This window comes from Kaistella carnis, from assembly GCF_003860585.1.
Classification (GTDB): Bacteria; Bacteroidota; Bacteroidia; order Flavobacteriales; family Weeksellaceae; genus Kaistella; species Kaistella carnis.
This window is the reverse complement of record NZ_CP034159.1, coordinates 2,928,342-2,942,332: the sequence shown is the minus strand read 5'-3', so window position 1 is coordinate 2,942,332 and position 13,991 is coordinate 2,928,342. Positions and strand designations below refer to the sequence as shown.

General features: G+C 33.2%; 13 protein-coding genes. All 13 read right to left on the bottom strand.

Going from position 1 to position 13,991, the window contains the following annotated elements; genetic code table 11:
• Positions 1-241: 241 nt before the first annotated feature.
• From EIB73_RS13610 to EIB73_RS13550, 13 genes are read right to left on the bottom strand one after another with little or no spacing between them, the layout of a single operon-like run.
• On the bottom strand, positions 242-1,324 hold the full coding sequence (locus EIB73_RS13610; protein ID WP_125025782.1) for a glycosyltransferase: 1,083 nt from the start codon (positions 1,322-1,324) through the stop codon (positions 242-244).
• On the bottom strand, positions 1,325-2,575 hold the full coding sequence (locus tag EIB73_RS13605) for a right-handed parallel beta-helix repeat-containing protein (protein ID WP_125025781.1): 1,251 nt from the start codon (positions 2,573-2,575) through the stop codon (positions 1,325-1,327).
• Complete coding sequence (locus EIB73_RS13600) at positions 2,572-3,444, bottom strand: glycosyltransferase family 2 protein (RefSeq protein ID WP_228411249.1); 873 nt, start codon at positions 3,442-3,444, stop codon at positions 2,572-2,574. The genes EIB73_RS13605 and EIB73_RS13600 overlap by 4 nt, the downstream gene beginning before the upstream one ends.
• A gap of 2 nt (positions 3,445-3,446) precedes the next feature.
• Positions 3,447-4,340 (bottom strand): glycosyltransferase, encoded by an 894-nt coding sequence (locus EIB73_RS13595; protein WP_125025779.1) that lies wholly within the window; start codon positions 4,338-4,340, stop codon positions 3,447-3,449.
• Positions 4,341-4,347: 7 nt separating this feature from the next.
• Positions 4,348-5,409: an EpsG family protein gene (locus EIB73_RS13590; RefSeq protein WP_125025778.1), complete on the bottom strand. Its 1,062-nt coding sequence runs from the start codon at positions 5,407-5,409 to the stop codon at positions 4,348-4,350.
• A gap of 6 nt (positions 5,410-5,415) precedes the next feature.
• Complete coding sequence (locus EIB73_RS13585; RefSeq protein WP_125025777.1) at positions 5,416-6,483, bottom strand: glycosyltransferase; 1,068 nt, start codon at positions 6,481-6,483, stop codon at positions 5,416-5,418.
• A 52-nt stretch (positions 6,484-6,535) separates the two neighbouring features.
• Entirely contained in the window at positions 6,536-8,020 is a 1,485-nt protein-coding gene (locus tag EIB73_RS13580; protein ID WP_125025776.1) for an oligosaccharide flippase family protein, read from the bottom strand.
• Positions 8,021-8,073: 53 nt separating this feature from the next.
• Complete coding sequence (locus EIB73_RS13575) at positions 8,074-9,174, bottom strand: DegT/DnrJ/EryC1/StrS family aminotransferase (protein ID WP_125025775.1); 1,101 nt, start codon at positions 9,172-9,174, stop codon at positions 8,074-8,076.
• Positions 9,167-9,946: an acyltransferase gene (locus tag EIB73_RS13570; protein WP_125025774.1), complete on the bottom strand. Its 780-nt coding sequence runs from the start codon at positions 9,944-9,946 to the stop codon at positions 9,167-9,169. Before EIB73_RS13570 ends, EIB73_RS13575 begins: the two co-directional genes overlap by 8 nt.
• Positions 9,936-10,358: a sugar 3,4-ketoisomerase gene (locus EIB73_RS13565; protein ID WP_125025773.1), complete on the bottom strand. Its 423-nt coding sequence runs from the start codon at positions 10,356-10,358 to the stop codon at positions 9,936-9,938. The genes EIB73_RS13570 and EIB73_RS13565 overlap by 11 nt, the downstream gene beginning before the upstream one ends.
• Positions 10,348-10,749, bottom strand: coding sequence for a sugar 3,4-ketoisomerase (locus EIB73_RS13560; RefSeq protein WP_125025772.1), 402 nt, complete (start codon positions 10,747-10,749; stop codon positions 10,348-10,350). Before EIB73_RS13560 ends, EIB73_RS13565 begins: the two co-directional genes overlap by 11 nt.
• A gap of 22 nt (positions 10,750-10,771) precedes the next feature.
• Positions 10,772-13,144, bottom strand: a complete 2,373-nt coding sequence (locus EIB73_RS13555; protein WP_125025771.1) for a GumC family protein — start codon at positions 13,142-13,144, stop codon at positions 10,772-10,774.
• A 19-nt stretch (positions 13,145-13,163) separates the two neighbouring features.
• Positions 13,164-13,970, bottom strand: a complete 807-nt coding sequence (locus EIB73_RS13550; RefSeq protein ID WP_125025770.1) for a polysaccharide biosynthesis/export family protein — start codon at positions 13,968-13,970, stop codon at positions 13,164-13,166.
• Between the last annotated feature and the right edge of the window lie 21 nt (positions 13,971-13,991).

The following is a 13,991-nucleotide window of genomic DNA, read 5'->3' as shown; positions in this document are numbered from 1 at the left end:
TTTTTTTATTTGTAATCTTCCCATTGTTATATATCATATTAATAAAACTGCAAAAAGAGTTGAAAAAATCACGATACAATTGTAAATTCTTATCCAAATTCAAAGGACGTAATCCACAAAAGAAGATAATAATGATTGATAGGAATAAAAAATCTATCTTTTTATTTATAGAAGTTTCTGTTCTAACAATTCCAAACCAGAAAAAAGTAGAAAAGTAATAAAATCAAATAATAAAGAATATTTATAGCCTTGTGTATATTTCAACAGTCTTATTTACCATTTCCTGAATATCATACCTTAAAACTTTCTGTCCACCTCTATAAATATATTCTTCTTTAATATTTTCATCTTCTACAACCCACTTTATTTTTTGTGCTAATTCCTCAACATTTCCATATTCGAATAAAATTCCTCCACCCTCTACTACTTGTGCTAAACCATCAACATTACTTGCAATTACAGGGATTTCTGCAGCCATCGCTTCTGCCGCAGCCAAACCAAACCCTTCCCAATGAGATGATAACACGGCAATGTCGCTCATCTTCAGTAGCGCATAAACATCCGAGCGAATTCCAAGTAATGTAATTCTGTTATTAAGATTAAGTTTATGGATACAGTTTTCGATTTCTGCCCTCCTATATCCATCACCTACTAACAAAAGTTTATATTTTGCTGGTAAATATTTCAAGGAAGCTATGAGAGTTTCATGATCTTTTTCTATACGGAATCCGGCAACCATTACAATAATACAATCCTCGGAATAATATCCGAAATCCTCTCGTTGGTGTGCTTTTATACTTTTAATTTTACGAAGATTTATTCCGTTATTGACAACGACAAGCCGATCGTTTGGAATTTTTAATAAATTTCCGATTTGATTCTTTACTTCGGGTGAGATACAGATAATTTTAGAATAAGCACGATAGATGAATTTATCTATTATTCTAAACAGTGGGCTTTGAAGCCTCCGATTTCCAGTACTATGTTCAGTAAAAACTAGTTTCACTCTAGAAAAACTTATCATCTTAGCAATGGCAACCCAATATAAGGAAGGAAATAAGTGAACGTGAATGATGTCATATTTCTTCATCAAGGGGATAAGGCGTAATATATTTAGTGGATTATACTCATTCGATTTCGATAATTCAAAAATTTCCCCCTTATTAACACTTTTAAATTTTTCATAAAAAGATGTTGAACTTGCATTTAATAGAGCTAAATCTACATTATTGTTCGTATTTTTTTGTAGCAAAGGCAAAGTCTCAACAAGCAATCTTTCAGCTCCCCCTATAAAAAGAGAATTTATAACATGTAAAACCTTCATTTATTTTAAAATTACTGATTTTTGCATTATATTATTATAAAAGTTTGATTTCCCATAATTAAAAATATAAATTGTTTGATCTGAATTTGAAGTTTTAAAACTATTATTTTTAAACTTGACATTTTTAGATCTATTATTTATTAATGCATTAGAATCATATTGCGAATTAAAGTCTACAAAAAAAATATTTGAATCAAATAAAATTTTAATTTCATTGCTATCACCATCTGTAACAATATATGCTAAAGCCCTGTCTCCATAATTTCCTTTTGCGAATGTTTTTGAAAGATTATTTTGTTTTTCCAGTCCTTCATTAGTAAAATAATTATTTTTAAAAAGTATTGGTTTATTTAAATCTTTAATGCTTTCAGATAAAATCAGCCCCATATCAGAGCCTTTAAAAAAATTATCTTGAACTGTATGTCCACCAAATGTACTTTCAAAATGAATGGGTCTATCATATCCGCCTTTCACCTCATTACAGATAATCTGAACATTCTCTGACATATATTCTACTACTATCCCACATCTTCCCAATTGTTTTGTTTTTACCGTATTATTAAAAATAATATTATTCTTTATTACTGCCGAAGAGATATTTGCTAAATAAATTCCATCTCCATAATCATCTTTTTTAGGATTGTATCCCCAAACATCAAATATTTTTGAATTTATAATTTCTACATATTTAAAGCGACTATTTTCGTTTATTCCTACTTGCTGTGTTGCACTAATATATATTCCTTGGCCGTAGAAGTTTTTTATAGTAATATTATTGATATACGCCTCAGATTTATCTGCTATCGCTAATGCAGCACTCCATTGGTCTTTATTTGCCTTAGGATGATTAACTGAATAAGGAAGGTTATTGCTGCTAATAATCAAATTATTAATTCTAAAAACACCTTTAGACGGGTTACATAAATATCCCTTTGCCCATATTAAATTTGTTGATGATGTAAAATTTAAAGTAGGTACAATATTCTTTTTATTAATTTCTCCAATAAAATTGACATCCTTATCTAGGAAATCAAAAGTTAATTCTCTTGAAATATTATAACTACCTATTGGCACATAAATATATGGCTTATCGTTTTCTTTTATTGCTTCATTAATACAATTCTGGAACGCATTCCAATCATCCTTATTATCATTAGGGATTGCCCCATAATTTAAGACATTATATTCTTTTGCATTTAAAGCAAAATAAACAAACATAAGTATTATGGTAAAATATTTTTTTTCTGTCATAATCTTAACCCATCTTTTGATAATAGTAGAGTAATCAAAGGTAAAGAAATTATAGTTTTAACAATAGAAACTTTTTTCAATTTTTCTCGAAATGGAATATCATCATATATTGAAAACCTCCAATAGTTAGCGACCGCTTTTATTTTTTGAAAATATGAAATATTATATTTTGACAATTCTGAATAATATAAACAACTAGCCTTCGGAGAATTTTTTCTCACTTTAAAAATATTTGCTGAAAGTCCTCCTTCTATATATTCGCCCCTATATATTATATCTGAAAACCAAAGCATTTTATAAAACTGATCTATTTTTTGCCAAATAAGAGCCTCAGGACAAAATTTTTCCCCTTCAAAGAAAGGAAAAGGAAATTTTCGCAAGATTTCTGTTCTGAAAACTTCAGCCATATCTCCTTCTATCCTATGATTAAACCTAAAATTCAGCGAAGTTGTTATAATATCAGAATATTTTTTATTTGTTCCTATATAGCCCCCAGTAATGTATCCTCTCCTACCTGCAATACCAACTATATCTTTATTATTTTTAATTAATTGATACTTTTCTATGATTTTTTCTAAACTATCATTTGGTAAAACATCATCACTATCTACAATGAAAAATAATTCACACCTAGCTAATGCTACCCCATTATTAATAGCAATATGCTTACCTTGGTTTTCTTGTTTTTGATAACGAATAGTTATCCTATTTTCATCAATAAAATTTTGGACTACCTCCTGCGTATTATCAGAAGAACCATCATCAATAATTAACCATTCAAAGTTTTTTTCGGTCTGAATACATAAACTATTATAAAGGTTATGTAAAAGATGAGCTCTATTGTATGTAGGTGTAAAAATTGTAATCATGTTTAAATAAATGGTCTTAAAATGATTTTAATCATCAGCTTCAATATACTCTTATCCAAAGTAAATCGGTTTCTAAGAATTATATATAATCTATGCCAAATATTTTTTGAATTATATATTTTTTGAAATTGAGCATAATTATACTTTTGGTCAGGCGTTAATTGATTATAAAAATTTTCTACAAACCCTAATAATGATTTATAATGCATATCATCAATTACAGGAAATCTATTTTTCAGTACTGCAATACGATTTTTTTCAACATTTCTCGTTGTTTTTCCTTCGTGTTCCTGTCTATATAGCATTAATTTATTATCTATATACGTTAATTTACCAAAAGTTAAAACTATTAATGTAATCAAAAAATCGTGCATCACCATATAGCCATTATATTGATTAGCTATGTTTGCTACTTTTTTATTAAACATAAATGAGCATCCTTGCAGCCCACCTGCAATAAAAAATGCTTCCTCAAAGTTGCTTAATATTGGTGAAGGTATATCTCCCATGATTCCTTTTTTATTAGAATACAAATACCCTCCAGCAAAAACACCTTGTGGAATATCATTATCATTGAAATAAGATAACATTACCGCTAACTTATTTTCCCACCAAATATCATCTTGATCACAAAATATAATATAGTCTGCTGTGGAATAATGCTTAAGAATATGAAGAAAATTAGTTCCAGCCCCACCGCATTTTATCCCATCTTCTATTAGGGTAATTCTACTATCCCTCTCTTGAAATTGTTTGATAATTTCAAGAGTTTTATCCGTAGAGCCATCATCATGGATAATAAGTTTCCAATCTTTATAAGTTTGAGTTAAAAGAGAATATATCTGAGCTTCTATATATTTATCACCATTATAAGTTGCTAAAAGTACGTCTATCATAATTACATTAATATGGTCTTATTAGTTTTTCATCTATCATCCTCATTCCGTACCAAGTAAAAAATATTGCTAAGAAGAAATAAAAAATAAAAAAGATCTCTTTTTTTCTAGAAAATCTAAGCGATTGATTGACTAGATAAGGTATTAATAATACCGAAAATTGAAAAAGCAATAATGTAAATCTCTGAAAGATTGCGGACTGAATAAAAAGAAAATTTAATGCGACAGAAATACCAATCATTCTAAAGTAGAAAAACATTTCTTTATTTCCAGACACTTTTTCTTTAGAAATATAATCAATCAATATATATATAATTAATAAAAAATATCCAATTAGTGAAACAGCTAGACCACCACTTCCATCTTCTTTCAAATATATACTCATATGGTCGTTGGTAAAACCAAACTTTAATAATAATGGAAAGAAATTAATTAGATAACCTAGAACAAAACATGGTATAGGTAGTAGTATATACAAATACCTATTTTTTATTAAATTAATAAATGGCAAAACAGGTAATAATATAAAAGCGCTATTGTGAAAAGAAACAGCAAGAACAAAAAGCATGATGGATTTCACATATTCTTTGTTAATAAAATAACCTACACACCAAAATGAAAGCGTACAACAGAGTGCATATCTAATTTGTGTAAAATCTCTATATAAAAAGAAAAAGGAGAGGTAAATCAATATAGATAAAAAAGGATAAACTGATTTTTTTTTAAAGTAATAATAATTTAAAAAACCAGTTAAAAAAGCCATGACAATTAACAATGTAGAAAAGTCCCCTCCAAAGATTGATAAGATTTTATTGAGAATTGTATAGCCTGGTTCTACAAATCCTGCACCGCCCTCAATAATTTCATCATAATCTGCCTTTGAAAAAGCATAAAACATTCTTTCATACATTGGGCTATCATTATCTACTCCCACCGGTCTGTTTCCAACAAAATAAATTAATGATCCCGTAAAGAGAAAATAAACAATAGTCTTCAGCAATTTATATGGAACAAAATCGAAAAAGCAAAGAAAAAAGGCAATTAAAAATATTATATAATATATTGTCATTAGTTTTTATTCTTTGAAGTAATTTATCATTTTTTTAGAAACATTTGACCAATCAAATTCAAGAATATCATTAAAAGCAATTTCTTTGATTTTATTTATTTCATTAATATTGGTATGCATGAAAACTTCTGCTTTATCTATTATTGCATTTACGTTTTCAATAGGTATCAAAAAAGAATTAAATTTATTTGATGGATAATAACCTGTTGTAATAACAGGAACTTTACAAGCCATACACTCTATTATTGGGTAATGAATTGCTTGCAACTGAATAGTTTGTGCACAAATATAAACATTTAAACTTTTATAAAATTTTGCTAAATTCAGATCTCCATTAGGATGAAATACTTTAATTCCTTCTATATTCTCAAAAATTTTATCGCCAAATGCAATGTGTAATTCTATCTTATTTCCAAATTTTTCTCTTAGTATCTTAAACGCCTCAATAATATATGAAGTGCCTTTATGTTTTTCTTTACGACCAATAGTACCCAAAATTACTTTATCTGATTTAGTTTCATTAAGATTAGGAGAAAAAATCTTCAAATCTAATCCTGGCGGCACATATCTTTTTGCTTTGATTTCATTATAGTTGAAGTACATTTCCGAATTTACAACTAAATTTAAATTTTGAAGATTATATGAATTTATAGTAATTCGCTTCAAAATGAAATTCTTAATACTTAATCCGTGATAAAAATCTGGTTCATAAGCTTGAATGTAATAAAATTTTTTCGCCTTATTTATACTTCTTGAAACAGGATCAGCAGTTAATGAATGGTTTGCTAAAATTATATCACAATCAAAATTATTCAAAACCTTTTCCAGTATTTTTCTTAATTTTAATATCCCAAAAATAGGACGTTTATATAAAGTATCGTTATTAGTACTTAAATTTCCATTATTATCAAAATAATATATTTCAGCATTTGTTGGATAATATGGAGCCGTACTACCTTTATAGCAAATAAAAATTACCTCATGTTTTTGCATTATCCAATGATTTGCAAGTTGCGATAAAACTCTACTGCCCCCTGCAGGTCCAAATCCAAATATAGGTATAACTATTTTCATATTGCTTTTAGAACTATTAAAAAATCTTTTTAAACTGTAAAATTTTTCCTTATTATTTACTTATCTTATTTTTTATAAATTCAAAAATACCTATTTTATCATTTAGTTTTTTATATGTTATGAAAATTGATACGCCACAAATAATAGTACCAAGCAGGTACTTTAAAACTTCTGAACTTATATAATTAACGTTTATAAACTGCAATATAATTAATACAGTACCAATAAAAAATATCTTTATGAGGGATGTATCCATTCTATATGCATACATTTTTTTTATTGTAACGAATATCTGTATTGAATAAAAAAAATAAATCAAAATAAACGCAACACCAATACCTTTTAAACCCCAAAATTTATAACCGACAATATTAAATAAAATAATATAAAATGTGGTTAATAATTCTGTCCAGAAAAAAACTTTTGAATCGCCTTTTGCCAGTAATAAGTAAGCCATCGGCCATGAAACCGCACGTAAAAACATCCCTAAGGTGGCAAATTCTATCATCTCAACGGTTACAACAAATTCACGAGTATATAATATTATAACGATATATTTCAAGACAAGTATAAAAACTGTAAGAATTGGCATTAATAGCAAAAGAGCAATTTCTGTTTGCTCATTAATTTCTCTGTTTCTCATTTCTATATCATTTGAAACCATAGACAATTTCGGATAATAATCTTTTGCCATTGCCGTAAAAATAATTCCTACATAACTTTCAATAATCGCAAAACCTGCATTATAAAAACCTACATCTTCAATACTTCCTGTTTTCGTAATAAAAATCCTAACTAAGAATGAAGACCCTATCGTAATGAGACTGGTCATACTTAACAGGAATCCCATTTTCAGCATGCTTACACCTTCTGTTTTAAAAACAGATCTATCAAAAGATATTTTAGGCAGAGGAATATCTCTTGCAAAGAAATAAGTAATAATAAATACCGCTAGTGAAGAGATAGTAATAGATGCAGGAATCCCTTTAGTACCATAACAATAATAAATAGGTACTGCAACTAGCAAACCCACAAGGGCACTAAAAATATTAGCTTTAGCTAACAGTTTAATTTTACGCAGACCCTGTAAGACTGCATTTTGCCCAGCGGTAAGCTGCATAAATAACAATGAGATAGAAACCACTATAAATGCACTTGTATATAATCTATTATCAAATACAATTTCACTCAAAAGTGGAGAAAAAACAATACATAATAAAAAACCAATTGTTCCTGTAAAAAAAACAAGCTTTTGAAATACTGAAACTGTTTTCGCTAAATGCGTCTTATCTTCTGAAGAATCAGCCATTGATATATTTTTTACTGCTGATGTTTCAAGTCCAAAATTGGTAGCTGCAGATAGCAGCGCAATTGTCTGAGTAATTAATCCTAAAATCCCCATCCCTGTAGGACCAATTAGTACAGCAACTGCTTTAGATTTTAAAATCTGTATTATTATAATAAATACCTGTACACCACCAAATATAGATGTTGCTTTTAGAGTGTTTTTATAACTATTTTCAGAATTGTTAGACATCTTAAATTGTATGATAATAAAAACTTATTGATGCGTGGACAAGTAATATTTATCTAATGCTTATTTACAACTTCAATAACTCTATTTACTTCATCCTCATTCATTACCGGACTCATTGGCAGGCTTAAAACTTCATCGTGGATAGATTCTGTTATCGTGAAACTAAGGTGATTATAATCTTCGTAAGCCTTTTGTTTATGAGGAGGAATTGGATAATGAATCAAGGTTTGTACGCCATTTTCTGTCAGGTAATTCTGAAGATTTTCACGCTCTGAAGTTCTGATGACAAATAAATGCCAAACATGCTCATTTTCATCGGCAGGATTTTCAGGAAGGATGAATTTCGGATTGTTTATTTCTGCCAAATAACGATGGGCGATTTCTCTTCTTCTTTGATTCTCGGCATCAATATATTTCAGTTTTACATCTAAAACTGCCGCCTGTATTTCATCCAATCTGGAATTCAGTCCCTGATAGATATTGACATATTTTTGATTGGAACCGTAATTCGCCAGCGCACGTATGGTTTTTGCAAGTTCCTCATCATTGGTGGTTACTGCTCCGGCGTCGCCTAAAGCCCCAAGGTTTTTCCCGGGATAAAAACTGAAACCGGCTGCGTCGCCCAAATTTCCGGTTTTCACGCCATTCCATTCCGCACCGATGGCCTGCGCGTTGTCTTCTATAATTTTCAGCTGATGTTTTTGAGCCAGTGCCCTCAGGTCTTCTGAAAAGACAACCCTTCCGTACAGATGCACAATCATCACTCCTTTCGTACGGGAAGTTATTTTTTCTTCAATTTTTGAAAGATCAATATTATACGTGTTGATATCGGGTTCTACGAGAACAGGAACAAGGCCGTTATCCGAAATAGCGAGTACAGAAGCGATATACGTGTTGGCCGGAACGATGATTTCATCCCCTTTCTGCATCACCCCCATTTCAATATAAGCCCGTAAAATGAGCCGCAACGCATCCAGCCCGTTGGCCACACCAATGGCGTGCTTAGCTCCGATATAGGAAGCAAGATGTTCTTCAAAAGTTTTTACTTCCTTGCCCAGAAGATACCATCCTGAACGGAAGGTCTGTACGAGTTTTTCTTCAATTTCCTGCTGATGGGCAAGATTGATTTTCTGGAGGTCTAAGAATTTAATCATTTTCGTATCCGTTTGCTATTTTCCATTTATCAAAACCTATATTTTCCCACGGCATACCTCTTTCGAAGTTGTATGGCCACGGGTAATGTGATAATCCAGTCTCCCGTGATTTTAAATCTCTTACATCCTTAATTAGTTTCCCGGGGTTACCGGCTACTAATTGATAATCATCCACATCCTTTCCCACAAGAGACTGTGCTCCTATGAGACAATGCTTGCCAATTTTTACTCCTGGTAAAACAACTGTTCCTACCGCTACTTGTGAAAAATCACCAATAGTGGGACCTACACATATGTTGGAAGGAGGATGTGGATCATTAGTAAACACTACATAAGGGTATATAAATACAAAATTTCCGATAGTTGATTGTTGGCCTATGTGAACATTACTGTGCAACCAGCAATAATCACCAAATGTCACATAACCCTGAATGTCGCTTAATGTACCCAACCGGCAAAATTTTCCAAATACTGAATTTTCCCTAATGGTCACTCTATGCCCTGTAGAAAAACCTTCTCCGAATTCGGATCCTGCATAAATGATACAGTGACTTCGTATTAGCGAATTTTTTCCAATTACTGTCTTCGGATTAACATAAGTATCTTTAAAATAATAATTATTGCCAGGCTCACCGATAATACAGTCATTTCCTATAATACAATTATCTTCTATTACAACATGATCGTAAATACAAGTATTGTCGCCAATTTTTACATTTTCCCCAATTACAGCTTTATCGCTGATGAAAACGTTTCTATTATTAAATTTCATTTTTTCTAAATTTTAAAAATTCCTGGTAATCTCTTAGATAATCACTTTCATTATAGGAATGAGATGCCAATACTAGACAAATTGCGCCAGACGAAAAGTTAACTTCCGAAGCCCATACCCCGGGTGGAATATGCAGCCCTATATTGGGGCGGTTCAGGAAAACCTGTCTTTGGTAAATGCCGTCATCCAAAGTTACCTCAAAACTGCCACTTGCCGCGATGAGGAACTGATGGCATTCTTTGTGTGCATGAGCGCCTCTGCTTTCCCCACCGGCAATATCATATAAATAAAAAACTCTTTTCACATCAAAAGGAAAAACACCATTGTTTTCCACCACCGTAAGATTTCCTTCTGCAAAATTGATTTTTCCAAGATCAATGACCGAACAGTCAAATACTGATTTATTGTCCATTTCTTAACTGTTTAAATTCTTCAAAATCCCTGATATAGTCTTGATCAGCAAAATGTTTATCTGAAACGATTAAGGCTAAAGCATTGGTGGAAAAGTTTTCCATTCTTCTCCAATACATTTTTGGAATAAAAAGACCGTCATAGGAACGGTTCAGTGAAAACTTAATTTCTTCGTTGCCATCATGCAGTACGACATCAAAACTCCCAGAAAGGGCAACAATAAATTCCTGCTGCTCTTTGAAAGCATGGCTACCGCGGGTTTCTCCACCGGGTACATCATAGATCCAGTAAGTCCTTGCAATCTCAAAAGGAAGTTGCTTCGGGCTTTCAAAGAAAGAAAGATTCCCTCTTTTATCAATGATTTTGGGGAGATTCAACAAGGTAGGTTTCATAGTTAATTTTTAATTCTTTAGTCTATAATCGCTCTTTTATCTTCTCAAAAAAACTTTTCTCTTTCGCTCCATATCCATACCCATATTTATTCCCATACCCAAAATAATCTTTGTCCACATCATTCAGCACAAAGGCTACATTTTTGATTTTTTTCTGGTCGATATTTTTATTGGCGAATTCAATCAACCCTTTCTCAGTGTAGCCTGATCTCGTCACATACAAAGTGGCATCCGCCATGCCGGCGAACAGGAACGTATCAGTCACCAGCATGAGCGGTGCTGTGTCCAGAATAATATAGTCATACAAAGGACTGAGCTGAGCGATGAGTTGCTCATAGCGCCCGTTCGTTAAGAGTTCCGTTGGGTTCGGAGGAATGCTGCCAGAATAAATGACGTCACAGTACGGATTAAAGGAGGTCACATGGATCAATTCCTGAATTTCCGTTTGGTCATCGTACAGATATTCGGTCAAACCCTTCAAGCCTTTTCTGGCCGTATTGTAGCGCTGTAATTGCGGATTTCGGATATCGGACCCGATAATAAGCACTTTCTTCAAAGGGGTGGCTAGGGTGAGTGCCAGATTAACGGACGTAAAGGTTTTCCCCTCTCCTTTCACCGTAGAAGTAACGAAAACGACTTTTCCCTTTTCCTTCTTCGGCAACATGAAATTCATATTGGTAATGAGGATACGGAAAGCTTCTGCCATTGGGGAAAGATCATTCAATTCCACGAGTTCATTCTGTCCCTTTTCTACACGAGGTAATTCAGCAATAACTGGCGCATGGGACAATTTTTCAAGATCGTGTTTTGACTTCACTTTATTATTAAATAACTCCGTTAAATATATGAAGACGAAAGGAAGTAAAACCCCTAGAACAAAAGCTGCCAAAAGGATAATTGGTTTTTTAGGAGCCACCGGTTTCTGCGATGCGTAAGCGTTGTCAATTACACGTGCTTTATTGCCTGACACAGAAAGAGATATCGCAGTTTCCTCCCGTTTTTGAAGAAGCAAAAGATATAAGTTTTCCTTAATTTGCTGTTGTCTTTCAATACCCCGGAACATTTTTTCAATCGCCGGCAATTTGGTGATTTTTCCACTGACCTGATTCTGCTCTGACTGATACTGGTCACGGCTCATTTGCAAACCGGTACGGCTTTTCTGCAGGCTCTGTACAATTCCGCCTCTGAGGTTCTGGATCTGTTTCGTGACTTCCACTACCGCGGGATGCTGTGGGGTCGCAGTTTCTAACAATCGGTTGCGTTCTAAAACCAACGCATTATAACTATTAATACTAACGGTTGAAGCTGGATTTGACAAACCTACGTTTGATGGCAAAACCTGATAGGAATTTGAATTGCTAACGTAACCCAGTAAAGCATCGGTTAATTCAAGCTGTGCTTCAACTTCCATCTGTTTGGCTCTTGCCGCAGCAGAACTTTCCAGATTCAACTTGGCCTCCGTTTCAATATCGGTTACCCGATTCGCGGATTTAAATTGCTCTTTACGGCTTTCTACATCACCCAATTCCTGAGACACTTTATTGATACGGTCTTCAATAAACGCCATGGTCATTTTCGAATCCTGGTTTTTGTCATTGATGGCATCCTTGTTATACGCCAAAACCAGATTATTAAGAATATCCTTTGACCGATCAATCTGTGGACTATTCATTTCTAATCCAATTACGGTTGCATCTTTATTAACCAGACTCACACTGACATTTTCCTGTAATTGATTTACTTTCGCCTCCTGGGTGCTAATCGTAAGATACAAGTCACCCAAATCACCTGCTTTCACTTTGTCAAAGGCAGGATTGGGTCTTAACATAATGACCGCATAAGGAAGATTAACCGATTTGTTCAGTGCAGTAGTTACCGGTTCTTTCAATTCATCTGACGACAATGTAATACTGCTACCCTTCATTTCTACATACAACGGTTCTCTGGGAAATTCAGCATTCTTTTTTTCGGTAATTACATTCACTAAAATCGGCGCGGTATCACCATAAAGTTCCCTTGACTTCAAACCCTCTTTAGAAACAAGTGTTGACTGAAGGTTTTTACTTTTCACGACTTCACGAAGCAATTTCTTAGATTTAAAAATTTCAATCTCGTTATCCACACTGTTGGTGCTCATTCCACCCAATCCTGATAGATCCTTTAATACCCCCATTTCACCCGCGGCGGATCCCGAACTTTTGGCGTCCTTAATAAGAACCGTTGATTGTACTTTATAGACAGGAGTAGCGATTTTAATATAAAACCAGGCCAACAGCAGTGCTGCTAAAGCACTTAAAATAAACCAAGGCCATTTGAGCAGATAAGGTTTAATGATTTCCTGAATATTGATTTCCTGTGCGTCGTTTTCCACAGTCGGTTGAGCGTTGTTCTCCATAGTTAAGCTAGGCGTTTTCCTATTTTCTGATAATGAGTGCAATGATGGTAATGGCGATGGAGGCGATAGAGATGTATAATCCTGCGTTAGGATCCAGGCGGGCGGTCTTCTCTTTTGTTTTGTTCGGCGAAACATAGATTACATCACCCTGTTTTAGATTGTAATACGGGGAATTGATAAAATCTGCATTACTAAGATTAATGCGCTCTTTGGTGGTCACCCCGTCGATATTCCGAACAACGAGTACATCGTTTCTTTTTCCATACATCGTTAAATCACCTGCCAAGCCTAACGCGTTTAAAAGAGTGGCATTTCCGTCTGTAATAACATATTGTCCCGGCTTATTAACCTCTCCCAAAACAGTGACCTTATAGTTGGTATTACGGATACTTACCACCGGATCTTTTATATACCTAGTTATGGAAAGTTTAAGCACCCTTCTAAATTCCTCCAGTGTCTTTCCGTTGGTATTTAAAGTGCCAATAATAGGAAAATCAATATTGCCTTGGGTATCCACGACATAGGTAGGCCCGGTTAAAGTAGTAGGCTGCGGCCTCATGTTGCCTCCCGCAATCGCTTCCTCTACCAATTGCCCAGAAGAAAAATTTTGGTTAAACGGCTTTACTACATCCTGATCTTTCGCAGACACCACAATAACTAACTGATCCCCTGGCTGAATGGTACTGAGTGAAGCATTCTGCGAAGCCCTCAAGGCAACGCTATCAATATTATTAAGATAATTTAAACTGTCGTCTGCGGACTCTCGGGGAAAAATTCCACAGGAACAGAGCAGTGTAAAAGATAAAAGGTAAATTAAATATTTCATTTTTTTTAATAAAGGAGCAAA